Below are 24660 nucleotides of genomic sequence, written 5' to 3'. Positions count from 1 at the left end.
CCTAAGGATACCAGATTTTAGATCAACTATCAAGATAATTGTGACAGACTACTAGTCCTTCATCAATAACACTTTGTAATCCAGAATTATTCATTATAAAACGTTCCTATGCTTAAAGTGATGTAGTATACTATTTGGTGTTAAGGGATATTAGGGATTTCAGAACCAATAGCCTGCAAAATGCCCTATGCCATCTTACAGGAAAGTATTTATCTAGGACATAGTGGATTATTTCGCGGGACAATGTATCATCGCTTTGAAGTTGTTCAGTAATGCATTCGTGAAACCCACCAGACGGATTGTGATCTAGTAGGATTTTTCTGCTTACGTCTCCCTTGCTATTTTGTAATGGTAAAAGTTGGTCTTCATTGGTTCCTGTTGTATTTATGTTAATTATACAGGATTAATCCGGATTGAAACGTTACCATGATGATTCGTTATAATTCCCTTTAAACACCTCTTTTAGGTGCCATTCTGTAAAATCTTCGTTAGGATAATAAATTTGTTCCCGTGGTGAAAAGTTAATTTCTCGACCATCGAATTGCTTTAACCATTCCTCAAAACCTACTGATGTTTTATCAACATGCTCCGAGACGCGTACTTCCAATTGGTTAGACAATGTAAAAGCACCTCGATCAAAGAGTTTATGGTGTAGTGAACACAAAGCAAGGCCGTTTCCTTCTTTATCAGGACCTTCTGCCATACGCCATTTGATATGTGCTGCTTCCAATGCTACGGGACGATCGCGTAATTTCACGTTAAAACCACAAATCGCACATCTGTAGTTATAGGCTTCCAGAATATTCTGTCGGAACTTGGGGTCACGCGGTTGATTAGGTATCCTGAAGGATAATTCAATTCCAACGGCTTGTAAAATGTCTTCATGATATGTGACCGGAAAATGCGAGGCTAATAAGCGACCTATTATTTCAAAAGTTAAACCGAAATCATTTTGAAGCTGATCGGCGATTTCTTCTGGAAAACCACCAGATGTTTCATATTCCCTCAGATCCGTTATAGAGGCATTACCTTGGTGAACATAGATTTTATCGGCATTAGTAACCTCCCAAACTTCGTCATTTTGCAAACGCCAAAACGGGTCTGCTGGATTATATTTCTCACGCCACGGTCCAAATTCCCGTAGTAAGTCTGGGAGATGTGTTTCTATATCTACGTATGATGTGAATCTACCTGTACAATCTTCACCGCCCAACAATTTCCCCATCGCATACAATACAAGAAGCGGCTTGTGTACTGCCCTTTCTTCACCTCGTTTCCATGGATTCAATTTCTGGAATTTCTTGATAATGTCTTCTCGCGTCATATTCATGTTCTTTCGTCTTGAGGAATGATTCGAGTTGATATCAGATGTTAAGTGCCTTCGTTTATGCAAGATGGTGCCGCACTATTTTCTTTGGCGACTTGAATCAAGAATCGTAGTGCCTCATTCACAGAAGCAGCATCTGGAAACGCCTCAGCAACATCAGGTTCTAACTTGACAATAGAATTATCAAGATGCTTGGACACTGAGTCTAAAGTCTTCATTGGTAAGCGATAAGAATGCGTATTTCTGTTTTCTTTGGAGTCTTGGATCAGGCATCGCAGTGCCTTGTTAACAGTAACATCGTCTGGAAATACTGCGGCGACATCAGGTTCTAACTTGACGAAGTTACCGAACTGCTTACGCGCAGGACCGAACTTCCGCACTCGCAAGTTTCTCAGATCATACGCTGAACGGAGTTCATCGTGTATTCTTGTTTTATCGTCAATATATGGCACACAAAGCATATTTCAAAGTATATCATAGGTTCGGAAAAAATCAAAGGTATTTTGTTAGTTGTTCAGAAGTGTTCAGTTTCCAATCATAAGTATTCAGTCGTCAATGCGTATCGCACCTACAGAAGGAATTGAAACGAAGGGTAGTGATGTGCTATACTAACACTGTTATTGTAACGCTGTATCGGAGGACGAACGCGCCTACATGCACATCGAAACGCTTGATTACCCACTAATCCATATCCCCGCTGGTGAGTTCACGATGGGAACGATTCCGACCGGCATGCGGAAGACCGATCCAGAAGAACCGCAACGCAGTGTCCAACTCGATGCTTACGCCATCGGCACGTATCAGGTCACGAACGCGCAATACGCCCGATTTGTAGAGGCGACGGGACATCCACAACCGCTGTTCTGGACAGAAGCACATCTCAACGCGCCCGATTTCCCAGTCGTCGGTGTGAGTTGGCAGGATGCGACATATTTTTTGGAGTGGCTCGGTTCACTTGAAAACGCCGAATATCGCTTACCGACGGAGGCTGAGTGGGAGAAAGCAGCACGCGGTACCGATGCCCGCGAGTATCCCTGGGGAGATATATGGGATGCAAGTAGGGCAAACACATCGGAATCAGGAAACAAGCAGCTGATACCTGTCGGGAGTTATCCGTCCGGTGTGAGTCCTTACGGATGCTACGATATGGCAGGCAACGCCTACGATTGGTGTTCCGACTGGTTTCACATGGAGACATATAAATACTCGCCAGCGGAGAATCCGTTGGGTGCAAGTGAAGGACGGCGGAAAGTGATTCGTGGCGGTTCATGGATCGCACGCGGTGAGTTCGCCGCACGCTGCGCCAACCGTGCAGCGTATGAACCGATACAGGCGATTCATAGCGTCGGCTTCCGGATTGCCATGGATGTGGAATAGTTGTCAGTTATCAATTACCAGTTGCCAGTTGCCAGTTGCCAGTTATCAGTTGTCAGTTGTCAGAAAGATGAATTGGTGCAAACCTCTAAGATGAGTTCATTTTTTACCAGATGTGTAAAAGACACAGACATTCTAATCCTGAAAATCTTTGAATCCTGTAAATCCTGCTTCAGACGAAGATGCCAAAAGTAAGGATACCCAAAATCCGCGTAATCCGCGACAATCCGCGATTCAGACGAATTAACCATCAACCATCAGCCAGCGCCAATAATCCTGCAAATCTAAAAATCCTGTAAATCCCGCTTCAGACAAGCAACAATTCAGACGAATAAATATGCACAAAAAACCCTTACCCGAACACTACCAAGATTTCCGAGATGCATTGGTCGCGTGGTTCAAGAAATACCAGCGCGACATGCCGTGGCGGAACACGGACGATCCCTACCGGATTTGGGTCTCCGAGGTGATGCTCCAACAGACGCAGGTCAAAAAGGTTGTGGGATACTATGAAACATTCATCGAACGTTTTCCAGATGTGCAGCGTTTGGCGGTCGCACCGCTACAAGATGTGCTGAAGGTATGGGAAGGCTTAGGGTATTATGCGAGGGCACGGAATCTCCACAAGGCGGCACAGGTTATTGTCAACGAACTGGATGGGAAGGTGCCACAGGACTATGCAACCTTTCGGAAGTTGCCCGGTGTCGGGGATTATAGTGCAGCAGCGGTGCAGAGCATCGCTTTTGGTGCACCGTATGCCGCTGTAGACGGGAACATCAAACGCGTGCTGGCGCGCCTGTTTCTGATGGACGCACCGATCAACGACGCGAAGTCAGCGAAGTTGTTTCAGGCGAAAGCGGACGCACTTTTGGATCGGAACGTACCGGGGGTTTTCAATCAGGCGGTGATGGAGTTGGGGGCAACGATGTGTCGTCCACAATCGCCAGTCTGTCTTGTCTGTCCCGTGAATTCCTTTTGCGAGGCGTTCCACACTGGGTATCAAGCCGAATTTCCGAAGCGACGGGAGACGAAACCGGTTCCCGAACATCACATCGCTGTTGGGGTTATCTATAGGACAGGTGAGGTTTTAATCACGCAACGGCAGCTGGACGGTCTGCTCGGTGGACTTTGGGAGTTTCCGGGTGGACAGCTCGCCGATAGTGAAACCGCCGAAACCGCTTGCATTCGTCATATTGCCGATGTCGTCAACCTCTCTGTCATCAACGTGCGGTATCTCACCCGTGTCAGGCACGCCTACACCCATTTCAAGGTCGTCGTAGATGTCTTTGAATGCGACTACCAAGCAGGTGAGGTCGTTCTGAATGGACCGCGAGACGCGAAGTGGATTGAGGTTATAGCACTACGGGATTATCCGCTCCCGCGTGTGACGCATAAGTTTTTGGATGAGTTGATGAATAGCAGTCGGCAGTCAGCAGTCGGTTTCCATCAGCAATCGGTTAAGGGGATTTCATGAATTAAAAAAAGTTCAGTAATTCTGTAAACGACAAGCGTCAACCACAGCGTCTCTCTAATCCTGAGAATCCTTGAATCCTGCAAATCCTGCTTCAGACATATTGGTTTCTATCAACACTCTGTGCGCAAAAGTTTTCGTGTGTCAATCGCACAACTCCTGATAACTGACAACTAATTATCCAAACCGCGCCTCATATTTCTCCCATACCTCATCGGGTAAAGGTGTACTGGCGGCACGGACATTTGCCTCAAGCTGCTCAACATTGAGACTCCCGATGTTATTACCTTGAATCCGCTCTTCTTTCAGACAGAACTGGAGTGCAAGTTGAAGCAAACTTATGCCCTCTTCAACGCACCATTCCCAAATTGGGTATGCTGCAGCAACATCACCTTCCTTTTTCCAGCGTCCACGTTCAATCTCAGCATCGATATCGACACCTGTGAGGATACCGCGTAGGATCGACCAACCGTTCATAACCCCGATGTCCGCTTCAGCAGCGGCAGGGAGGAGCTCATCAGCGGCGGTCTGCCGGACGAGGTTGTAATCGTTGAAGCACAAGATGAGGTCTACATCACCCGTTGCCATCGCCTTGAGGTGGAAATCGTGCTGACGCATGCCATATCCGACGTGATTCACGAGTCCACGCGCTTTACACTGGAGCAAGCCGTCAAGTGTACCACCCTTTTCAAGTGTCGGATCGATCTCGCCGGGGTCGTGGATGAGCATGCCGTCGAAGTAGTCTACGTTGAGAAGTTGGAGTTGGTCTTCAAGGTCAGCGATTGCGCGGTCGGCGGAGTAATCGGGTCTACCCTGTCCGTAGCCACCCCACTCTGCTGCGGAGTGGCAACAGAGCCGTCCGGTAATGATGACATCCTCACGCGGAATCTCCTTCATCGCCAGACCGAGTTTCCGCATGGAATCCCCATAACAGCGCGCACAATCAAAATGGTTCACACCGATCGACACCGAGTGTTTGATGAGTGCGACAGCCTCTTCATCAGAAACGAAGCCAAAGTTATTTCCGAACCCCTGCGTACCGAACGGAACCACAGGGATACTCAATTCCGTCCTTCCCAATCGTCGTCTCGGAATTGTAGGTAGATCTTGATTGGTTTCCATAAAATTCCTCTCTGTGAGTTATCAGTTTTCAGTACGATTTTTCTGCGAAAAATCTTTCAGTTATCAGTTATCAGAACGGTTTTTCTGCGAAAAACCGTTCTGTTTGCCTCGCAGTGAGAGAAAGAGAGTTGGGATACTCTCAAAACCTCTTAACTGACAACTGAGTCCTGACAACTGACCACTATTCCTCTAATACTGATCCGAGCCTTCAAGTGGAAGTGCAACTGCCCAGACGTTCCGATACCTGACATCGTTGCCGTGATCTTGCAAACGGAGTGGTCCTGGCTCGGCAGCCTCACCCACGCTACCGCCTGTTGTACTAGCGAGCTGCGCGTTATTGATGATGACCAAACCGTTCTGAATCACAGTGATGCGGGGTCCTTCAGACATCTCACCTGCGTCGTTGAAACGCGGTGCGCGGAAGGTAATATCGTAAGACTGCCATTCGAGGGGTGGTTTACAAGCGTTGACGAGCGGTGCGAACTGGTTGTAAATTGCGCCGCAGTCGCCCATGCCGGGGACATCGATACCGTAGGAATCCAAAACCTGAACTTCATATCTACCTTGGAGGAATACGCCGCTGTTGCCTTTTGCCTGTCCGGAGGCTTCAGGCATATCGGGACACCTAAATTCGATATGGACGAAGTGATCCGTAAAGGTTTCTTTGCTTATTATGTCGCCGGTACGTGGGATGACGAGCATTGCGTCGTCTTCGACTTCCCAACCCGGTTCGCTGCCATCGAGGCTTGTCCAGTTGCTGAGGTCTGTGCCGTCAAAGAGAACAACTGCCGATTCTGGTGGTGTTTGTGTCATGAGTTTTCCTTTCGTATGCTAAGCATGCGCAAATGGTATAGTGAGAATTACAATCCTGCACTATTTTAGCGAAATCCATTTTTTTGTCAAGCGATCAGATATTTTGGACCAGAGGCATTCAATTCTCCGTTTTTTGATTGAATCCTCACTACCAAGCCCGGTAGGTGCGGTTTCCTAACCGCACCGGATCTTAGGCATAAACCGTATATATGCCAAAATCCTCTTCAGTCCCGTAGGGACGATATGTTTATAGCAGCTTGGAGGACTGGAATGACATAACTGTGAATTGTGCAATCATCAACTGTATCTGTTTCCGCACGCGGCTCTGGGGTTTCGCGATAATCAAACACCATATAGTAGCCTTCCGTTGCGTTTTCCAATTTAAGGTATGCTGCGAGTTGTTGCTTGCCTGCCTGATAGCTTCGTTCACTACGCCACACCTTCGTTTCAACAACGTATGTCTGTCCACTGTGAGAAATGACGAGATCGGCTCTGCCTCTACCGGTTGGAACTTCTAAGTACATAGCCGCACCAACGATTTTCACAAATTCATCGAGATAGGCAAACAGGAGATATTGCCCTACGAATTCTTGTGGTGTATCCGGGACTTGGAGTATTCTGAATCCGGCGCGTGCGATGAAATCTTTGAAGTTTTCCATGAGGGTGCGCATCTGAAGTTGTCCGGTGGCTGTCATATATTCCGAAAAGTCAACGGGACCGTCTTGGGAGAAGTATTCGTCCTCAAGTCCATTTATCAGTGGTTGGAATGCTTGCAAAACCCGATGTAAATAGATTGGGTTGAGAATCTGACACATTCCGCCTTTATCTGCTCCAATGATACCGTAAGTTGCTAACTCACTGATAATGTCATCGTCGAAATTGAAGCGTCTGCTTTCTTGATAAAAGGCGATACGCATAAGCATCTTTTCAAAACGTGGATCTCTGAGAACATTTGTAATAAGGTGTGAAATGTTGGTGTTTCTCTCCGACAAGAGTTGTTCGTGTGCTTGTGAAAAGTGAGACATCTGAATCGTCTCAGTTTTTGGGATACCTAATTCCTCTGTGAGAATCTGTGCAAACCTATTGACGAGAAAGGGTTGTCCTGCTGTCTGTTTATGAACCTTCTCAACGACTTTCGGCGCGAATTGCTGTCCGACTTCATCGGTGTACTGGGTAAGGAGTTCATGTACCTGTTCTATACTGAAGTTTGGCAGCGTGAATTCGTCTTGTATATTGAACGGCGAGATCGAACGATCGTAGTTGAGTTGTGTGATATTTTTAACCCCGACAATACCTACGCTATAGGGTGCGCGTCCTTCGCGTCCAGTGAGGTATATCCGGCGAAGCGAACGGAGGAATCCGTTGAGCGCATCTCGTGGAATGCCGTCAAATTCGTCAACAATGAGAACGACCCGTTGATGCTCCGCGAAGCGGGTGAAGTGTTCAAAAAATTCACGCATTGAGAGATGATTTGTCATCTGCGCGTTCACCAAAAAATTGTCGAGTTCCGAAGATATCTGATCGCCACGGACGCGGAAGACCTTCTGGATTTCCCTACAGATTTCTCTACAAAGTGATTGATAGAACTCTATGGGTGTTATGTATTCGTACTCTTCAAAATTAAGTTGTATTGGGAAATAGTCTGTCCCTTCGGCTGCAAGTACTTTGAGAGCATCTTGGAAAAACGTCTTTTTACCGGTCTGTCTGGGTGCGAACAGCACGATATATCGTCCCTGTTTAACGCGATCGATGAAATCGGTGAGTTCCTCATTCCGTGCAACAACGTAGTTATCTTGGGGGTTGACGGGACCTTGCGTTCCAAATCGTCTCATGTTTTTCTCCTATTGTTTCAGGTGAAAGGTATTATATCAGATTTCCGCGTGAAAGTCAATTATGAGTGGTTTATGCGTACGGACATTTCGGTGAAAAATTCCTTTTTGAAAAAGGAGAGAGTGTGTTATAATAGAAGTGTATTTGAACGCGTTCAGCGAATGCGTTCGCAATAAGAGAGACGAGTGAATTGAGAAACAAAACGCTATGCTAAAACCGAAACCCAGCATTGACACGATTCAACCCTATCAGGGTGGGAAACCGATCGAAGAGGTCCAACGCGAGTTCGGTATTACCGATATTATCAAACTGGCATCTAACGAAAATCCGCTGGGTCCCTCGCCATTGGCGACGCAAGCGATTGTCGAGAGTGCCACGCAGGTGCATCTCTATCCCGATGGTAACGCTTACTACCTTAAAGAGGATCTCGCACAACATATCGGCATCTCTGAGGATCACCTGACTCTGGGGAACGGATCGAATGACGTGCTGCAATTAATCGCTGAGGCTTATGTTGCACCTGAGGATGAGGTAATCTATGCGGCGGGCGCGTTCGTCGTCTACAGTCTTGTAACGAAACTCTGCAGCGCGACAGCAGTCGTCGTACCAATGCAGAAGGATACACATGACCTCGCCGCCATGGCAGCGGCAATTACCGATAAGACGAAGGTGATCTTTGTCGCGAATCCGAATAACCCTACAGGTACGATGGTCACAGCAGATGAGACAGCGGCGTTTATGGAGCAGGTGCCCAACGATGTGCTGGTTGTTTTTGACGAAGCCTATTATGAGTATGTTTCACGTTCCGACTATCCACAGACGCTCCCTTATGTACTGGACGGACGGAACTTTGTCATCACTCGGACGTTCTCTAAAATCTATGGGCTTGCTGGATTGCGCGTCGGATACGGGATCGCGCCACCTACGCTGATTGAGACATTGAATCGCGTTCGCCAACCCTTCAATTGCAGTTTGATAGGGCAAGCAGCGGCACGCGCAGCACTGAAGGATACCGATCACGTCGTGAGGAGCCAAGAACACAACAACATCGGTAAAACCTTCCTTTACAATGCTTTTGATGAGCTTAGACTTCGGTATCGCGAGACTGAGGGCAATTTCATCATGTTACACGTCGATCAATCGGGCGCAGATGTCGCCGACGCGCTTCTGAGAAAGGGCGTTATCGTCCGTCCGATAGCGGGCTACGGCTATTCAGATGCGGTGCGTGTGACGATCGGGACACAGCAGGAAAACGAAAAATTTATCACGGCTTTAAAAGTCGTCAGGGGTCAGTTATCGGCTATCAGTTAAGAGATTTCTATGTAACAATTCACCCATTCTTGGAGTACGCCAAGAATCTAAAGCAAGACAAATTTGGTTTCTGCGTGTGAGCAAAATTTGGATGGATTACAAAAGCACCTCTTAACCGACAACTAACAACCGATAACTAATAACCAGAAAAAATATGAAAGAACTCATACAACTCAGCAACAAACGCCCTACACGAAAAATCATGGTAGGGAACATCCCGATCGGTGGTGGCAGCCCCATCTCTATCCAGACGATGACAACCACGCTGACACACGACGTTGATGCCACGCTGGCACAGGTAGAGCGATGCGCAGAGGCAGGCGCACAGATCGTCCGTGTCGCTGTCCCTGCAGAACCGGACGCAAAGGCACTCGGTCCGCTTGTGAAACGCTCTCCAGTCCCGATAGTGTCGGATATCCACTTCAACTACCGGTACGCACTCGCGGCGGTGGATGCAGGTGTAGCCAAGGTTCGCATCAATCCGGGCAACATCGGTAGTGAGAAACGGATTGCGGAGGTGCTATCTGCAGCGAAAGCAGCGAATATCCCGATCCGTATCGGCGTTAACGAGGGATCGCTTGAGAAGGATTTGTTAGAGAAATATCCCTCCCCAACAGCGGAGGCTTTGGTGGAAAGCGCGATGCGGCATGTCAATATCTGTGAAGAGCACGATTTCAGAGACATCGCGATCTCCGTCAAGTCGAGTGATCCGCTTCGGATGATAGAAGCAAACCGTCAGTTGTCAGCGAAAGTCCTATATCCGTTGCATCTTGGCGTGACGGAAGCCGGTACGCCTCGACGGGCGCATGTCAAATCGACGCTCGGCATCGGCACGCTCTTGATGGAAGGGATTGGCGACACCATCCGCATCTCGATTACCGGCGATCCGGTTGAAGAGGTCTTGACTGCCAAAGAACTCCTCCGCGCACTCGGTATGGCAGAAGACATGCTCGACGTTGTTTCTTGCCCGTTCTGTGGACGCGGCGACCCTAACGCAGGTTATGAGAATATCGTCGCTGTCGCTGAGGAACTTTTAGAGAAACACGGTATTAATATCCCAGTGGCAGTGATGGGATGTGAAGTCAACGGACCTGGTGAGACACGGAACGCTGAAGTAGGCATCCATTTGGGCGGTAAGGAACTTGCCGTTCTAAAAGTTCGTGGTGAACGCGTGCGTACCTTCCGAGGAAAAGACGAAGTGAACCCGGAATTTTTGGCGAATGCGTTGTTAGAAGCAGCGCAGCAGTTGGGGGCAGTGCAAACCGATAAAGCCGTATAAGAAAAAATGAAACACTTACAACAGCGTATCCAAACAGCGATTCGGTTAATTCCCGTCCAGATTGGATTACTCGCGCTATTTTTCTGTGCCTACCACATATTCCTATTTTACATTATGCGCGAAACAGGTCTCGACCTCGGTGCGGTGGGGTTCAACAGGCACATTGTCCCTCTTTATGCCCAACCGAGTTTCGACTTGAGTTTGTGGATATTGCCTGCCCTTGTGGTGTGTATCGGTTTTCTCTATCTCTGCCATAGATACCTGCTTTCGGATACGTCTGAGCGACGCTTAATCTGGATAGCGTTCGCTTGCTTCCTCGCGATTCATATTAGCGTTGCCCAAATTGATGGATACCGAGAGATTGAACGCGATGGTGAGAAGACACGGATCTTAACGCTTTTGGAACCGTATACACGTACATCGTTGGAGTATTATGGCGATGTGCCGCGCGTTGACGAACTCGGCATCCGCAGGTTTCTCAAGGATTATAGCAAACCGGAACTGTTTGATACACTTTCAGGACACACGCGCACCCATCCGCCGGGGGGTGTGCTTTTCTTATGGCATGTCAGTGGACTCTTCGGTTACAATCTCGTATCGGCATCGTTAGTCTCAATTATCTTCACCGCGCTCACAGTGATACCGATCTATCGTCTCGGCGCGTACCTCTACGGCGAAAAGGTCGGCCGATATGCCCTTCTCCTATTCCTCGTCACCCCCAACTTCGTGATGTTCACCGGTACGTCAATGGACGGTCCCTTCAGCGTTTTCCCAATTTTAAGCATCTACCTCTTTTATAAAGCGCAGGAACGCGAAACCATACCCGACCAGAAGTGGCATGAATTCCGGCCTTATAGTTTGCTAACAGGGCTTTCGCTTGCACTCGGAATGTTCATGACGTATTCAACGGTTGTTGTCGGTGTATTTTTGTGTGTTGTTGCCTTATTGGAGCGGAAGCAGTTCCGGCAGTATCTGAAGGTTTTGCTGTTCGCGGCTTCAGGATTTATCGGATTTTACCTATTGCTTTTTGTCTTGACCGGATTCCGTCCGATTGAGGCACTCTGGGCGGCTATCAAAAAGGATGAATCAGGCATGGGGACGGGGTATGAAAGCATCAGCCGTTATTTCCATCTGAGTTTTGCCAACCTATTTGCCTTCCTGATCGGTGTCGGATTTCCGATAACACTGGTCTGGCTCCGGGAGATTGTATCTTCGCTGAAACAGTGGAAACGGGACAGCACGTCAGCTGAACAGGCGAGTGATGAATCGCGTCTCGCTTGGATATTTCGTCATGAAAAATTAGACACGTTCATCATCGGTTTCTTAATCACCCTCCTCTTTTTCACATTTTCGACGCTATTTACAATGGAAGTTGAGCGGATATGGATTTTCATGGTGCCGTTCTTCGTTATCCCTGTCGCGAAACATCTCACGGCGCGTCCAATATCAGATTTCTATTGGGTCATAGGTATACTCGTCGCGCAACTCATCATCGGAGAAGTTCTACTCTACACGTATTGGTAGGGAGCAGCTGTCGGCAGTAAGTCTTGTAGGTTGGGTTGAACGGAGATCTACTAAAAATCGCACACGGTACAGTGTTTTCAGAGATCAGAGAAACCTGAAATCACCCAAAACCGAGTGAAACCCAACGCATTAATCAGAGAATTTTTACCGCAAGGAAAATTAAAAAATTGCGAATTCTCTACGTCATTGATTCTATGACAAAGGATGGTGCCGAGTCGCAGCTGCTCAAGACATTAGATCGGTTGCCACCGGAGCAATATGAGGCTTATGTTGTGCTGAGCCGTGCCGAAGGCGAACGCGTAGCGGAACTCGCAGAGGTCCACTGTGTAAAGGATGTCGCCACATTTGGAAACGAAGGTAGGCGCATGAAGTTATTGGAAAAAGCTTTCGCGCTCGCCGGTATTGTCAATGCGGTTAAACCGAACATCGTACATAGTTGGTTATGGTATTCCAATTTCCTTTGTGGACTTTCCCGTAAACTTGGACTGTGGCGGAAGATTCCATTCATTGCCTCACAACGCGGCGACTACCACGCGAGATACGGAAAGTTTCGGATCTGGCTCACAGAAAAACTTATTTACAACACTGCCGACACTCTATTGACGAATTCAGCGCAAATTCAACGGTATCTCCACGAACAGTATCCAGACAAAAAGGTTGTTAGCATTCCAAACCTATTGGAATTACCGACCGAGGAATGGTCTCAGCAACGCGGAGACGATACCCAAGAAAAGTTAATCGTCAGTGTAGGACGCTTCGCACCTGAAAAAGGGCATCGCTATCTGATTGAGGCGTTGAATTTACTGAACCAAAAGGATGTCGCGTGGCGATGCACATTTCTCGGTGAAGGCGAGCTGGAAGCGGAACTCCGTGCACTCGTAGCAGAATACGGACTCTCAGAACAGATAACGTTTCCCGGTTTCTGCGAGGATGTCTTTTCTGTGCTTTTGACTGCAGATGTTTTTGTGCTTCCCTCACTCCACGAGAGTTCACCAAATGCACTGATTGAGGCGATGGGAATTGGAATGCCCTGCCTTGCTTCGGATGTGGGTGGCATTGTAGATTTGATTGAGGCTGAGAAAAATGGTGTCCGGGTTCCACCACAAAACCCAGAAGCGTTAGCAACAGCACTATATCGGATGTTGACTGATTCTGACTTTGCAAGTGCGTTGGGTAGAAACGCCCGCGCAACGATTCAGGAGAAGTTCAACAACACAGAGTCCCTTCGGAAGTTGGAAGAGATTTATCAAGGTTTTTGTAGCAACGACTGAGAATGAGTTCATAGATGCGGAATTTCCTTAAAAATATGATAGCAATTTTTGTCTGTCTATCGGGCATGCCATTTCTTATCCGAGAGTGGATTTGTCGACATCGAGTTGCTATCCTCCTGTATCACAATCCGAAACCGACGGTTTTCGCCAAACATATCGCCTACCTCTCACGCCACTACACGGTCATCTCATTGGACACCCTTGTGGCGGCTATCCACCGAAAGGACACATCGCAGATTCCCCCAAAAAGTGTTGTGGTTACGATGGACGATGGGCACGCTGGCAATATCGAACTTTTGCCGCTTTTCAAACAATATCATGTTCGTCCGACGCTCTATGTGTGTACCCAAATTATTGATACACACCGGCATTTCTGGTTTAAGATAGAGGGACAATCCAAGGCGGAAAAGGAAAGATTAAAAAAACTGTCAAATGTGGAACGGTTAGCGTCCCTGAAAAATATCGCTGACTTTGAACCTAAAAAGGTGTATCCAAACAGACAAGCACTCAATATGACAGAAATGAACGAAATGCTGGAAAGCGTTGATTTTCAACCCCATACACGGTTCCATCCGATCCTGCCCCGATGCACAGAGACAGAATGTAACCACGAGATTCTGGAAAGTAAAGCGGATTTAGAGAGACTTTTGGGAATCAAATGTTTCCATTTCAGTTACCCAAACGGCGATTATACCGAGCGCGAGATTGAGATTGTGAAGGCAAGCGGTTTCCGCTCGGCGCGCACAACAGATATAGGGTGGAACATGTTGGATACACCACCGTATCAACTGAAGGCTATTCCAATCACCGATGAGGCTGGACTGACGCTTTTCCGCGCCGAACTCACAACAATCCCACAAAGACTTGGCAGATGGGTGAATGCTTTATTCTGGGGAAAATAGATTGACAAAATGGCACCGTTCCTACATCCTGAACGCCTACCGCGAATTAGAACACGGCATCACACGAAAGCAGCTTGATGCTTTGAGTATCAATGCTAATGGCAAAAGGGTATTGGACGTTGGATGTGGACCGGGGAATCTGCTTGTCGCCCTCTCTACTGATATTCCAGAACTTCTTGTTGGCGTTGATGTAGATACGATCTTTTTGAGGGTTGGACGCTCTGAAATTAAAAAGTTGATTGAAAAGTCCGCTATGACCCCCGCTTTGCTACGTGCCGCACTCCCGACGCTCCCCTTTGCAGATGCGTCTTTTGATCTCGTAACCTGCTTCCTCGTCATGCCACATGTACCCGATGACAGAGTCGCTTTGACTGAACTCGCGCGGGTTTTGAAACCCGGTGGGACGCTTGCTATCTCTGGACACGGCTTAGGATTTCCGCTTCGCTATCTCAAACGCTTTAGATTGAAACCGTTGCAGATGTATCTCGCCAGTCTGATTTATAGATGCACTGGGAAAAAATGGATTCGGAACACGCTGCAGAACGACAAAAAAATGTGCGACATCTTAAAGAGTATCGGTATGGTCCCAGAAATGCAGCACTACAACAGAAAAGTGCTTGGATGCGTCGCGACTTACTGGATTAAAGCAATTAAAAGCGAAGTGAGTCCTAAAGCCACGCAGTAGTAAGAGAACACCGAGAATTTACCTCGGTTAAGCATGACTAATAGAAATCGCAAAGCGATGTAACCGACGATAAACGAAGCAAGCATCCCGGTCCCCATGATATGAAGCGGGACACTGGTATCTCCAACATCTCGGATTTTAAGCACAACCGCACCGAGTATGGCAGGAATTGAGAGTAGAAAGGAATATTCCGCAGCTATTTTTCCTGGGATTCCCAAGAAGAGTGCCAGCGAGATTGTCGATCCGGAGCGGGAGATACCGGGTGTAATCGCGCATCCTTGTGCGATGCCGATGAGCGGCGCGTGCCATGTTTTCAATTGTCCGACTGGGGTATCTGCCTTCTCTCTGCGAAGCCTGGGTAATTGAAGGATAACACCGGTGAGAATTAGCATCATGCTCACGAGGCGAACTTCATCGAAAAAGGATTCTAACTCTGTTTTGAACAGCACTGCGATGATACCCGTCGGAATAGAGCCGAGCAGTATCAACCCTATAAACTTCAGTTCAGCGGAGGTATTGAGTGTTGCCCTCGGTTGTCGCCAAAATTGCCTATCTCCGAGTGTAGAAAGTCCACCTACCGCCAGTCTCTTGATTGCATCACGATATGCGACAAGCACGGCGGCTAACGTTCCAACGTGAAGCATTACGTCGAAAAAGACGAGAGGTTCCTTGAGTCCTAAAAACTGCTGTGCTAAGACGAGATGTCCTGAACTGCTGACGGGTAGGAATTCCGTTAAGCCCTGTAAGATACCGAGGAGAATCGCTTCAAGAAATGTCATGATATTATTGTAGCACTTCATGCTTCGACTCGCAAGGCGAAATTTTCTGTGTGTTTGCCTATCGCGGGCTTCTGTGGTAAAATAACCTAATTTTTCAAAGGAGGCATCCATGCAGAATCTTTTCTTTGCACTCGGTTCAGGTTTGAGCCTATTGGGAGTTGTTTTCGGGGCGTTTGGCGCACATGCGCTTCGGTCAAAACTCTCGCCAGAAATGCTTGAGACGTTTGAGATAGCCGTGCGGTATCAGATGTACCATAGTTTGGGGCTGATCGCTGCGGCGTGGGCAGTCTCACAATGGCAGAATCAGCTCACGGCAACATCGGGATGGTGTTTTTTCGCTGGCATCCTAATTTTTTCAGGGAGTCTCTACATCCTCAGTTTCACGGGCATTCGGTGGCTTGGTGCGATTACCCCAATCGGTGGGTTGGCATTCATTGTAGGATGGGGCTGTTTGACCCTCGCTGCGATTCGCGGGTAAAGCACTTGAATTTCGAGATGTTACACCTTCATCTATGAAATCCAATAATTTAGCTAAAACTAAATGGCTCTGTAAAACTGTCCAAACTTTAGTCACTTTGTCCAAAGTTTAGTCTTATAATAAAAGAAACTCTCACCGCCGCTAGCGAGGATATTTTACTTAGGTATCTCTACGGATTTCTGCTCAGTATCCTCGCCTCCCCGCAATGCCCAAGTGATTCAAAAGTTCTCAAAGACTCTGGAAGTACCCGCCTTAAAAATCTTCGCGCCGAGATTGAATTCAACAATTCCCGCCAGACCCAGTACGTTCAGTTTTGCGGCGTACACGCCCAAATGCGACCTGCATTCCAACTGCACGGGACTTCACCAATACATTACCGAATTAATTTTTTAATCTTCATCAGCTGGCACGGTATTTGCTAATGCTAAGTTATAAGGTATAGTTTTTGAGTATTTAGGGGCAACTGTTCGTTTGAAAACGACCTAATATTTGCTCCGCTTATCTAAACTGGAAGCTATACGGCTGGCGCGGAGGAAAGATTATGACTGGTATCTATTTTTTCTTGCCACCGCCTTGTCTACCTTTTTGCTGCAGGCAACCACAACGGAGTCTCCCCGGGAAAATGGCTACATATTTTCATAATTCACTATAGTTGTATCTGACTGGTATATGTGGAGGGTATAAAAATGGAACATAAACGTATCTATACCATGCTGGGAACGACAACAATATTCGTGTATTTTCTGCTTGTGATAAACCCTTGTATATCCGCATCTGATGCTACACATATCGCCTTCGCTTCTCAGCGAGATGGGAATCACGAAATTTACATCATGGATATAAATGGAGAAAATCTTCAGAACCTAACCAATCATCCGTCTGACGACTTTGCTCCAGCCTTGTCATCGAACGGACAGTGGATGGCTTATGTTTCCAAACGGGATGGAAACAGAGAAATTTATGTGATGAATCTCAAGACAAAGGTATCTCACCGACTAACAAATCACCCACAATCTGATGACGAACCCACTTGGGCACCAGACAGCCAATCAATTATCTTTGTCTCACGTCGGACAGGAAGCCACGACATCTACAAGATTGACCGCAATGGTGAGAACCTCCGACAGCTGACGGACGAAGGAGATAACTATGCTCCGTCTTGGTCTCCCGACGGCCAATTAATTGCTTTCGCTTCCAAACGGGCTAACAACGTTGACATCTATGTGATGAATGCCAATGGTGACAAACTGAAACGCCTAACAAACCAACCACAAGCGGAAAATCAACCTACTTGGTCTCCGGATGGAAAACAACTTGCTTTTATTACCGGACTTTTGGGAAATACTGACATCTACATCATGAATACCAACGGGCAAAACATCCGCCGATTAACACACCATCCGGCAGAAGATACTTCGCCCGCGTGGTCTCCAGATGGTCAGTCAATTCTATACCTTGTTAAGTGGCAGAATAACTATGACATATATCTCATAGATGTGACCGGAGCCAATCGCCACAGATTGACAATTCATCCAGCGACAGATTGGGGACCGGCTTGGGTGCCAGCGGGGTTTCTTGCTGTTTCTCCGAGTACGGAGACACAAACAACACTTTGGAGTAGGCTAAAGCAGCCTGTCCACGACTAACTAAGGCGTATCTAATGTCCCAACAATGAAGAAGAAACATATTCTGTGGATATTTCTGCTAACCCTCACTTCCTTACACTTTTGATTGATATAATTCCAAGACTGTTGTATAATGCATTGACGCTACTCCAGATTTGTGTTAAAATTCTCGTTAAAATGCTTAAGGAGGAACGAAAATGCGTAGAAGTCTAATCCTGTTGGGACTTGCAGCGATCTTTGTATTTGCTGTGAGCCTCTCTCACGCTATCGAGGAAGATGATATCCTCGTCTATTACTCTTTTGATAAGTTAAGCGGTAATAAAGTCACCGATGATTCCGGCAACGGGAATGACGCCGAATTGGTTGGAAAGGGTTCGCTTGTTGCAGGTGCGTTCAAGAAAGCCATCCATCTGAACGGTGGTGTCGTCCAAATGGAACAGAATGATTTCATCGTGCCAATCGGGGAGATAGGTGAAATCACGATGGAAGCGTGGTTTTTCCTTAATCAACACGCTTCGTACGATGGCATCATCTCAATTGAAGCCGCTGCTGGTGGATGTTGTGAATTCCGCACGATGGTGAATCCCAGTTTCAACCCGTTTTGGGATGCTGGACATCACGCTGACAAGAGTCTCGGAAACTTCCAATTTGAATTAAAAGAGTGGTACCACTATGTTATGGTTGCCAATGGGAAAGATGGCAAAATCTATGTCAACGGTGAATTTATCGGCGCGCAACCAGAAAATTTTAGATGGCCCAAGTTCAAAGAGGCGGCAATTTACATCGGTGCGGGTGAAAATCCGAACCTCCACAAGGTAGAGGATGCGATTATCGATGAGGTCGTCATATACGCCAAAGCGTTGACTGAGCAAGAGGTCAATGAATCGATGAAACTGAGTGTGCCAGTGGTACTTGACGTTGAAGCCAGCGGCAAGTTGGCGGTGACGTGGGGAGAATTGAAAACCAATTTCTAAGATAATTTGTTGTAGGGCGAGTCACTTCCGCCTCAGCCCTACACACATCCGGAGACGCTATGAAATTTGGATTTTTATCAAAAATTTTTGAAGGTGCTTTGAGCATCGAAAAAACATATAACCAGTGCGATAAAGCACTTGGTGAACTAAAAGCTTATAATCAAAAACGCCAAGAAGCGGATTTTCGTATTTCAGATGAAGAAAAAGCAGCATTAGACGAAGTTGTCAACACTGCGCTTGAGAATGCGACCCGTATTATAGACAAAGAAGGCGAGCGGAATTGGCCTGGTGTGTTTCGGGAGATGCACAAAAATTTGGCAAACCTCTATTTGGAACTTGACGAACACGATAAGGTCCGGGCGGCCTGTGAAAATCTTCAAAACTATGGTGAAGTCGGCAGACTTGATGCTGAGGAGGTCATGCAAAGCCTCGAGGAGAAAGAGGATTCTTAATATTCCTGGCGGTTCGGTAAGGTAGGCTGGAGACTTCACATTCCTTTACGTAGCCCTGAAGAAACCCCGGATTTAGTCTGGGGTTAGACTAAATCCGTTCCTTGTATTACATTGCAAAAACCCTTCCATTACGTTTCAGGCTACGCACTTTGGAAAAGGGAAGAAGGCAAAAACCCTTCTTAACAGCAAGTTTTGGAAGAGTTATCAGTTGTCGGGTGTTGGTCTGTGCCGGTCATGTATCATTTCACCATCACAAATGTCTCTTAACTGATAACTGATAACCGACGACTATAATGCAATTCCTAAACCCTGCCGCGTTTTATCTACTGGGTGTTATTCCTATTGTGATGGCACTTCACTTCCTGAAATTGCGCCGTCATACCCGTCTCGTCCCCAGCATTATGCTTTGGCTCTCCACCGACGAGGACCGGAGAGCGAATGTCCCTTTCCAAAGACTCCGTAACCTCCTGCTCCCACTTTTACAGGTACTGTTTTTAGTGCTCCTCACGTGCAGCATAGCGCGACCAGCGTTGCACAAACCGGGTTTCATGCCCGGTAAAGCGATTCTTATCGTCGATAATTCCGCGAGTATGTTATCAACAGAGATGGGAGAGATTCGTCTAACACTCGCAAAGCAGGAAGCACAGAGGTACATTAAAGAGGTTTCCGCGAGTGGTGGCATGATGCTTATGACCACAAATGCCCTCGGAACCTATATCCAACAAGCGTTCACCACAGATACAGCAAAACTCCACCGCGCGGTAGAAAACATTACGTCAACCCATACCCCTCGAAATCTCCGTCCCGTCTTCGATGCAGCAACCCGTTACGCCGAATCGCCACAAGACAAGGTTGTTTTTATCAGCGACACCTTTGAAAACCTACCGGATATATCGTTATCCGTCCATAAAATCGGAGTGGGCGGGAAAACGGATAATGTCGGTATCGTTCGGTTCAGTGCTGAAATCGTGGGGAACCGATACGAAGTGTTGGTAGGGATTCAAAACTTCACAGAGGCATCTAAAGAATTTGACGTTCGATTGGCGGTCGAAAATGTCGCTCTTGATGATAGAACGGTATCTATCTCCCCCGGCAAGACCAGGTCAATCCTATTTTCAGATGATCCGAGCGGTTTAGAGGGGAAAGTCATGGGCGTACATCTTGATGTTGAAGATGATTTCGCGCTTGATAACAGTGCCTCCGCAATACTATCCGCTGTCCCCCCGTTACATATTTTACTTATCAGCGACAATCAAAATTCTTTACTCCATAATCTTTTGGAAGCGTATGGAAGTCATGTGAAGTTGGAGCAGGTTGAGCCTGTGGATTATCACGGCACTGTTGATGCAGATCTCATAATCTTTGATGGTAGCACGCCCACTGGACGCGACGCACTTGATGATTTTTCTGAAGTTGACTCGGAGACACATCTAATCTTCATCGCTCCAGGCAGTAACCTGTCTTTCATTCTTGACGATGTTGCCGCTGTTGAAATGGTTAGTACGCCTACACGCGTTATCAAGGAGGACGAGGGGCATCCACTCATGGCTGGTATATCGCTGCAAGCGGTGTTGGTGAAAGAATCTTGGCATCGAGAGTTGCCACTCTGGGGAGATGCGCTTGTTGAGACAGAGAAAGGGGCACTTATATGGAGTGGTCGGAAATCGAACAGTCGACTCCTCGTTTTTGAGTTTGATGCATTCAATCCCAAAATATCTGATTTCGCTTTGACGATTCCAGATGCTCCACAGTTTGTTTATCAGTGTTTAGCGTGGTTTGAAGCAGGGATCGCGCCTCTTCAACCACTTCTGTTTCAAGAAAGTAGAACCCGGCATGCATTCCGAACGGGAGAACAGGTGAGAGTAGGATTGACACGCGAGGGACGCACGCTTCACGTACAGAAACCCGATAAAGCGATGGTTGAACTCGACAATCCTATATTTACCCAGACAGATCAGGTTGGAGTCTATACCCTTTTTGCTGATGATACGGAACTTGAACGGTTTACAGTCAATCTGTTGAATTCTAAAGAGTCAGCACTGCCACATTCTTCAGGCGCAACGATACCAGAAGATTCGACGGAAGCGGAAGCCGGCTTACAACCCATCGCGCAGGAGATATGGCGTTGGTTTGCACTCACTGCATGTCTACTCCTTCTCGTGGAGTGGTGGTTTTATCACCGAAATAGTCTGTAATACCAGTTCTTCACGGAACAGGGAAACACCCCAGCAAAACTCCCCACCGCCGCTGGCGAGGGTGTTTTGCTGGGGTGTTTCCTATAGTATCTTCGCCTTTTCAAAACACCCCGCCGCCGCTGGCGAGGATTGTATCCTCGCCTCCCTTAATTTTCTTCAATATCTATCGCGGTAAGGACCTTCTGAACGAATTGGTCTTTCGGTATCACTCCTGCGAAGGTTGCGCCCCGTTCCCCATCTTGGAACACCATGTAGGTCGGGGTTTGTCTAATCCGATATTTTCGGAGCGTTTGTCTGCCATCCTTAATATTCAGTTTCGCAACAGCAAACGTGTTTCGGTTCTCTAAAGCAATTTGGGCGACAACTGGCGCCATTCTTTTACAGGACGGTCACCCGTCTTTTATAAACTCAAGTACGATAGGGACCTCAGACGCAAGCACAAGGCTATCAAATGTCGCATCGGTGACTTCAAATGGGATACCAGAGGTTTTGCTTGCAGTTGTAAAAGTAATGCTAATGTCAGTTGAATTGCCAGCAGCATCTTTGACTTTCCCCGCAATAACGTATGTTATCTCGTTGCCAAGTTCTTTCCCTTTGACCAGTTCGAGGATCCCTTTATTCCCTTCAACTTTGCCCAGCCAACCGATGTCAACGCCTGCTGCGGTTTGCAGTGTGATGTTACCGCTGACCTCTTCACTGAATGTAATTTCAATCCTTGCAGTGCTGTTAATCACTTTAGCGTCAACATCTTTATCACCATCGCTCACGGTTCCACTACTAATATCGGGAGCATCGGTATCTGGTCCGGCGACAGTGTAAGTAAATGTTAGACTCCCATCATTCCAACCGACTGTTAAGTTAAGGGGACCCGGGGTAAAGGGACCTTTGATTGTCACGATTTTACCGTCGATTGTAGCAACACCCGCATTTACTGTGACATCATCCGGTGGGCTGTCAAAAGTAAAGGTGATAGTATCGTTCACAGTAAGTTCGGAGTCAATCCTTGGATGCACGCTAACAAAAGCCACAGGTTGCTTGACAGTGTAGGTGAGTGTTTGCGTTTGAGTTCCATCAGACCAAGTAATTGTCAACGCAAGAGGACCAGCAGTGAAAGGACCTGTGATTGTCACGATCTTGCCATCGACTATAGCGACCCCTGTGCTCACTGTAACGTTCTCTGGTGTGTTATCAAAGGTAACGGTGATAGCATCGTTCACGTCAAGCTGCGAATTGGCTGCTGGATCCGCGCTAAGAAACAATGGCGTACTAACAAACACTATAGGTGGCGGAACGGTTTCACCGAAATGGGTGGCGACGAGTGTCAGATCGAGGATGTTGACAGTTCCGTCCCCGTTGACATCTGGATTAGGGCTCTGATCTGCCGTGGGCATCTCGCCGAAGTGAGAAGCAACGAGTGTCAAATCGAGGATGTTTATCACACCGTCCGCATTGACATCAGCTGCCCGCAAGGTATCAGGATCCGTATCTTGGGCGTAACCCACCATTGAAACGAGCAGTGCCAAACTTAATATTAGCAGCAAACAAATTAATTTTTTCATCCGTTTCTTCCTTCTATCAACTTGGTTCGCAATGAATCAATTTTTATTCAGTTTCCTCAATCTCTAAGATTCCAAGAATTCGCTCTACCAATCTGGACTTAGGCATCGCTCCACCAAACCCCCCTGCGATCTCTCCGTCTTTGAATACAATATAGGTCGGTGTTCCACGGATGTGATATTCCAATGTCTTTTCCTCTTGGGTGTTCACGTCCAACTTGACAAAACTGAAGATGTCACGATATTCTAATGCCACTTCTGCTACCACCGGTCGCATCAATATGCAAAATGGTCAGGTATCGTCTTTAAATTCTACGACAATCGGCAGTTCAGAACCCAAGACGATGTCGTCAAAAGTTGCATCCGTGACTTCAAAGGGAATTCCCGATTTTTTGCCGAGATAACTCGCGACGAGGGTCAGGTCAAGGATGTTGACACTTCCGTCCGCGTTGACATCTGGATTAGGGATCTGATCTGTGGTGGGTGTCTCGCCGAAGTGTGTGGCAATGAGTGTCAAATCAAGGATATTTACAATGCCATCGGCATTAACATCCGATGCTGTTAAAGCATCAAAATCTGTGTCCTGTGTGTAACCTGCGTTCAAACCTATTAGCAGTAAACTTGTGATGAGCAGTGAAACTACGATTTTTTTCATGTATTTTGCTACGCCCGGTGCCATTCTTGTACTGCTTCCGGAATCGCTTGGAGATTTTCGATTGTCGTCTGAAGGGGGATTGCACATTCCGGTCCGATCAGTGGGACCCCCGCCTCAAGATTTTTTACGACCTCTGCTTTAACGTCTTCCGGTTCTTTGGAAAATAGCGTTTCCGGATTATTGATGTTTCCGATGAGAGCAATGCGGTCTTGGACGATCTCTATAGATTCCTGAGGTTCATTTTTGGAGTCGTAATGGAACGCAGCCATGCCGGTTTGAGCGATGTATTCCATCCTGTCAACAGTGCGTCCGCAGATGTGAAGTATTAAGGGAATAGGGATACGCTCAACAAACTCGATGTGTAGGTCGCGTAGATAACGTTGGTAGTATTCGCCACTAACGAGGTCGCCGGTAGCGTGGTCTGGAAGCGTAAGCGCATCGGCACCTGCCTCAATTTGTGCCACACCGAATTGAACAGTCGCTTCCTTCATTCGATCAAGTGCGAGTTTTGTTTTCCCGGGATCGTCAAGTGAGAGCAGCAAAAAAGGTTCAACACCGAAGCAGTGGTAACCGAGCGACCAAGGTCCCATCGTTTTCCCAATAACGGCGACTTCATCACCGTATTCTTTTTTCAGGATTTTAATCGCTTCGAGTACACACTGCGTGTCCGGATGTGTCAAAAAATCGTTCGGTATAACGATGTCATCAACGTCTTCCCAGATCGGTTCCCGCATTCTAACAGTCGGCCAGTTGTCCTTCTGTTCCCACTGAATCTTACAACCAAGGGCACTTGATTCTTGGATAATCGTGAAGACGGGCATAATGGTATCGAATCCGAGTTCAGTATATCCGGTAGCGGCGAGTCGTGCCATGAGTTCCGGTTCTCGATTTGCTTCTGGGAAGGGCGCATCAACCAGATCCATCAGTTCAACAGTCGCGACAGAGGTGGGATTACAGACGGGTGTTCGGTCGGTTTGTTCATTGCGGAGCGCGGCGAGTACGCGTTCACGACTCGTCATTGACATTTGCATCTTCGA

At 47.3% G+C, this 24660-nt stretch carries 23 protein-coding genes and 1 pseudogene; 13 read left to right on the top strand and 11 right to left on the bottom strand.

The features are described 5' to 3' along the window. Positions 1-421: 421 nt before the first annotated feature. Together OXH39_23085 and OXH39_23080 are read right to left on the bottom strand one after the other, a co-directional pair. Positions 422-1330 (bottom strand): HNH endonuclease, encoded by a 909-nt coding sequence (locus OXH39_23085; GenBank protein MCY3553356.1) that lies wholly within the window; start codon positions 1328-1330, stop codon positions 422-424. A 239-nt stretch (positions 1331-1569) separates the two neighbouring features. Continuing rightward, a pseudogene (locus OXH39_23080) lies at positions 1570-1788 on the bottom strand (hypothetical protein). Between the two features lie 193 nt (positions 1789-1981). On the opposite strand from OXH39_23080, the gene OXH39_23075 reads away from it, so the two are divergent. Then, positions 1982-2704 (top strand): SUMF1/EgtB/PvdO family nonheme iron enzyme, encoded by a 723-nt coding sequence (locus OXH39_23075; protein ID MCY3553355.1) that lies wholly within the window; start codon positions 1982-1984, stop codon positions 2702-2704. A gap of 334 nt (positions 2705-3038) precedes the next feature. Next, positions 3039-4175 (top strand): A/G-specific adenine glycosylase, encoded by a 1137-nt coding sequence (gene mutY, locus OXH39_23070; protein ID MCY3553354.1) that lies wholly within the window; start codon positions 3039-3041, stop codon positions 4173-4175. A 174-nt stretch (positions 4176-4349) separates the two neighbouring features. Here mutY and OXH39_23065 read toward each other — a convergent pair whose 3' ends face one another. The 3 genes from OXH39_23065 to OXH39_23055 form a co-directional block, all read right to left on the bottom strand. Beyond that, complete coding sequence (locus OXH39_23065) at positions 4350-5294, bottom strand: aldo/keto reductase (protein MCY3553353.1); 945 nt, start codon at positions 5292-5294, stop codon at positions 4350-4352. A gap of 189 nt (positions 5295-5483) precedes the next feature. Beyond that, entirely contained in the window at positions 5484-6107 is a 624-nt protein-coding gene (locus OXH39_23060; protein ID MCY3553352.1) for a DUF1080 domain-containing protein, read from the bottom strand. A 224-nt stretch (positions 6108-6331) separates the two neighbouring features. Further along, positions 6332-7939, bottom strand: a complete 1608-nt coding sequence (locus OXH39_23055; GenBank protein MCY3553351.1) for an AAA-like domain-containing protein — start codon at positions 7937-7939, stop codon at positions 6332-6334. 205 nt (positions 7940-8144) lie between these two features. Here OXH39_23055 and hisC point away from each other — a divergent pair, with 205 nt between their 5' ends. The 6 genes from hisC to OXH39_23025 all read left to right on the top strand — a co-directional run bounded on the left by hisC (position 8145) and on the right by OXH39_23025 (position 14909). Then, entirely contained in the window at positions 8145-9248 is a 1104-nt protein-coding gene (gene hisC / locus OXH39_23050; protein MCY3553350.1) for a histidinol-phosphate transaminase, read from the top strand. A gap of 154 nt (positions 9249-9402) precedes the next feature. Next, a complete protein-coding gene (gene ispG, locus OXH39_23045) occupies positions 9403-10527 on the top strand; it encodes a flavodoxin-dependent (E)-4-hydroxy-3-methylbut-2-enyl-diphosphate synthase (GenBank protein MCY3553349.1) in 1125 nt (374 codons plus the stop codon). 6 nt (positions 10528-10533) lie between these two features. Continuing rightward, positions 10534-12051, top strand: coding sequence for a glycosyltransferase family 39 protein (locus tag OXH39_23040; GenBank protein ID MCY3553348.1), 1518 nt, complete (start codon positions 10534-10536; stop codon positions 12049-12051). Positions 12052-12218: 167 nt separating this feature from the next. Further along, complete coding sequence (locus OXH39_23035; GenBank protein ID MCY3553347.1) at positions 12219-13322, top strand: glycosyltransferase; 1104 nt, start codon at positions 12219-12221, stop codon at positions 13320-13322. A 35-nt stretch (positions 13323-13357) separates the two neighbouring features. Continuing rightward, positions 13358-14224, top strand: a complete 867-nt coding sequence (locus OXH39_23030; protein ID MCY3553346.1) for a polysaccharide deacetylase family protein — start codon at positions 13358-13360, stop codon at positions 14222-14224. A 1-nt stretch (position 14225) separates the two neighbouring features. Next, a complete protein-coding gene (locus OXH39_23025) occupies positions 14226-14909 on the top strand; it encodes a methyltransferase domain-containing protein (GenBank protein ID MCY3553345.1) in 684 nt (227 codons plus the stop codon). On the opposite strand, the gene OXH39_23020 is transcribed toward OXH39_23025, so the two are convergent. Then, positions 14858-15709 carry an undecaprenyl-diphosphate phosphatase gene (locus tag OXH39_23020; GenBank protein ID MCY3553344.1) on the bottom strand — a complete coding sequence of 284 codons (852 nt, stop codon included), beginning with the start codon at positions 15707-15709 and terminating at the stop codon, positions 14858-14860. The genes OXH39_23025 and OXH39_23020 overlap by 52 nt on opposite strands. 88 nt (positions 15710-15797) lie before the next feature. Here OXH39_23020 and OXH39_23015 point away from each other — a divergent pair, with 88 nt between their 5' ends. The 5 genes from OXH39_23015 (at position 15798) to OXH39_22995 (ending at position 21412) form a co-directional block, all read left to right on the top strand. Next, positions 15798-16166: a DUF423 domain-containing protein gene (locus tag OXH39_23015; GenBank protein ID MCY3553343.1), complete on the top strand. Its 369-nt coding sequence runs from the start codon at positions 15798-15800 to the stop codon at positions 16164-16166. Between the two features lie 686 nt (positions 16167-16852). Then, positions 16853-17812 (top strand): DUF5050 domain-containing protein, encoded by a 960-nt coding sequence (locus OXH39_23010; GenBank protein MCY3553342.1) that lies wholly within the window; start codon positions 16853-16855, stop codon positions 17810-17812. A 176-nt stretch (positions 17813-17988) separates the two neighbouring features. Beyond that, the gene (locus OXH39_23005; GenBank protein MCY3553341.1) at positions 17989-18765 is read left to right on the top strand and encodes a LamG domain-containing protein; all 777 of its coding nucleotides are present in this window, start codon (positions 17989-17991) and stop codon (positions 18763-18765) included. 59 nt (positions 18766-18824) lie between these two features. Next, complete coding sequence (locus tag OXH39_23000; GenBank protein MCY3553340.1) at positions 18825-19217, top strand: hypothetical protein; 393 nt, start codon at positions 18825-18827, stop codon at positions 19215-19217. A 293-nt stretch (positions 19218-19510) separates the two neighbouring features. Further along, positions 19511-21412, top strand: coding sequence for a BatA and WFA domain-containing protein (locus OXH39_22995; GenBank protein MCY3553339.1), 1902 nt, complete (start codon positions 19511-19513; stop codon positions 21410-21412). Between the two features lie 146 nt (positions 21413-21558). Here the strand turns inward: OXH39_22995 and OXH39_22990 are convergent, their stop codons facing one another. Genes OXH39_22990 through OXH39_22970 form a run of 5 tightly spaced genes read right to left on the bottom strand, consistent with a single transcriptional unit; the run spans position 21559 to position 24654 of the window. Beyond that, complete coding sequence (locus OXH39_22990; GenBank protein MCY3553338.1) at positions 21559-21786, bottom strand: thioredoxin domain-containing protein; 228 nt, start codon at positions 21784-21786, stop codon at positions 21559-21561. 15 nt (positions 21787-21801) lie between these two features. Continuing rightward, on the bottom strand, positions 21802-22971 hold the full coding sequence (locus OXH39_22985) for a dockerin type I domain-containing protein (protein ID MCY3553337.1): 1170 nt from the start codon (positions 22969-22971) through the stop codon (positions 21802-21804). A gap of 43 nt (positions 22972-23014) precedes the next feature. Further along, the gene (locus tag OXH39_22980; GenBank protein MCY3553336.1) at positions 23015-23245 is read right to left on the bottom strand and encodes a thioredoxin domain-containing protein; all 231 of its coding nucleotides are present in this window, start codon (positions 23243-23245) and stop codon (positions 23015-23017) included. A gap of 15 nt (positions 23246-23260) precedes the next feature. Further along, positions 23261-23623 carry a dockerin type I domain-containing protein gene (locus OXH39_22975; GenBank protein MCY3553335.1) on the bottom strand — a complete coding sequence of 121 codons (363 nt, stop codon included), beginning with the start codon at positions 23621-23623 and terminating at the stop codon, positions 23261-23263. Positions 23624-23631: 8 nt separating this feature from the next. Continuing rightward, positions 23632-24654 carry an MtaA/CmuA family methyltransferase gene (locus tag OXH39_22970; GenBank protein MCY3553334.1) on the bottom strand — a complete coding sequence of 341 codons (1023 nt, stop codon included), beginning with the start codon at positions 24652-24654 and terminating at the stop codon, positions 23632-23634. Positions 24655-24660 lie beyond the last annotated feature (6 nt).

The sequence above is a fragment of the Candidatus Poribacteria bacterium genome (assembly GCA_026702755.1).
Lineage (GTDB): Bacteria > Poribacteria > WGA-4E > WGA-4E > WGA-3G > WGA-3G.
The sequence above is the reverse complement of the archived record's forward strand: the minus strand, read 5'-3'. Positions and strand labels throughout refer to the sequence as shown.

Bases quoted from the DNA above. Each gene is read 5' to 3' on its own strand.
- OXH39_22980 (MCY3553336.1), bottom strand. From the start codon at position 23,245: ATGCGACCGGTGGTAGCAGAAGTGGCATTAGAATATCGTGACATCTTC.
- OXH39_22970 (MCY3553334.1), bottom strand. From the start codon at position 24,654: ATGCAAATGTCAATGACGAGTCGTGAACGCGTACTCGCCGCGCTCCGC.
- OXH39_23010 (MCY3553342.1), top strand. From the start codon at position 16,853: ATGGAACATAAACGTATCTATACCATGCTGGGAACGACAACAATATTC.
- OXH39_23060 (MCY3553352.1), bottom strand. From the start codon at position 6,107: ATGACACAAACACCACCAGAATCGGCAGTTGTTCTCTTTGACGGCACA.
- OXH39_23020 (MCY3553344.1), bottom strand. From the start codon at position 15,709: ATGAAGTGCTACAATAATATCATGACATTTCTTGAAGCGATTCTCCTC.
- OXH39_22995 (MCY3553339.1), top strand. From the start codon at position 19,511: ATGCAATTCCTAAACCCTGCCGCGTTTTATCTACTGGGTGTTATTCCT.
- OXH39_23005 (MCY3553341.1), top strand. From the start codon at position 17,989: ATGCGTAGAAGTCTAATCCTGTTGGGACTTGCAGCGATCTTTGTATTT.
- OXH39_22990 (MCY3553338.1), bottom strand. From the start codon at position 21,786: ATGGCGCCAGTTGTCGCCCAAATTGCTTTAGAGAACCGAAACACGTTT.
- OXH39_23085 (MCY3553356.1), bottom strand. From the start codon at position 1,330: ATGAATATGACGCGAGAAGACATTATCAAGAAATTCCAGAAATTGAAT.
- hisC (MCY3553350.1), top strand. From the start codon at position 8,145: ATGCTAAAACCGAAACCCAGCATTGACACGATTCAACCCTATCAGGGT.
- OXH39_23075 (MCY3553355.1), top strand. From the start codon at position 1,982: ATGCACATCGAAACGCTTGATTACCCACTAATCCATATCCCCGCTGGT.
- OXH39_23055 (MCY3553351.1), bottom strand. From the start codon at position 7,939: ATGAGACGATTTGGAACGCAAGGTCCCGTCAACCCCCAAGATAACTAC.
- OXH39_22975 (MCY3553335.1), bottom strand. From the start codon at position 23,623: ATGAAAAAAATCGTAGTTTCACTGCTCATCACAAGTTTACTGCTAATA.
- mutY (MCY3553354.1), top strand. From the start codon at position 3,039: ATGCACAAAAAACCCTTACCCGAACACTACCAAGATTTCCGAGATGCA.
- OXH39_23015 (MCY3553343.1), top strand. From the start codon at position 15,798: ATGCAGAATCTTTTCTTTGCACTCGGTTCAGGTTTGAGCCTATTGGGA.
- OXH39_23065 (MCY3553353.1), bottom strand. From the start codon at position 5,294: ATGGAAACCAATCAAGATCTACCTACAATTCCGAGACGACGATTGGGA.
- OXH39_23000 (MCY3553340.1), top strand. From the start codon at position 18,825: ATGAAATTTGGATTTTTATCAAAAATTTTTGAAGGTGCTTTGAGCATC.
- OXH39_22985 (MCY3553337.1), bottom strand. From the start codon at position 22,971: ATGAAAAAATTAATTTGTTTGCTGCTAATATTAAGTTTGGCACTGCTC.
- OXH39_23030 (MCY3553346.1), top strand. From the start codon at position 13,358: ATGATAGCAATTTTTGTCTGTCTATCGGGCATGCCATTTCTTATCCGA.
- OXH39_23040 (MCY3553348.1), top strand. From the start codon at position 10,534: ATGAAACACTTACAACAGCGTATCCAAACAGCGATTCGGTTAATTCCC.
- ispG (MCY3553349.1), top strand. From the start codon at position 9,403: ATGAAAGAACTCATACAACTCAGCAACAAACGCCCTACACGAAAAATC.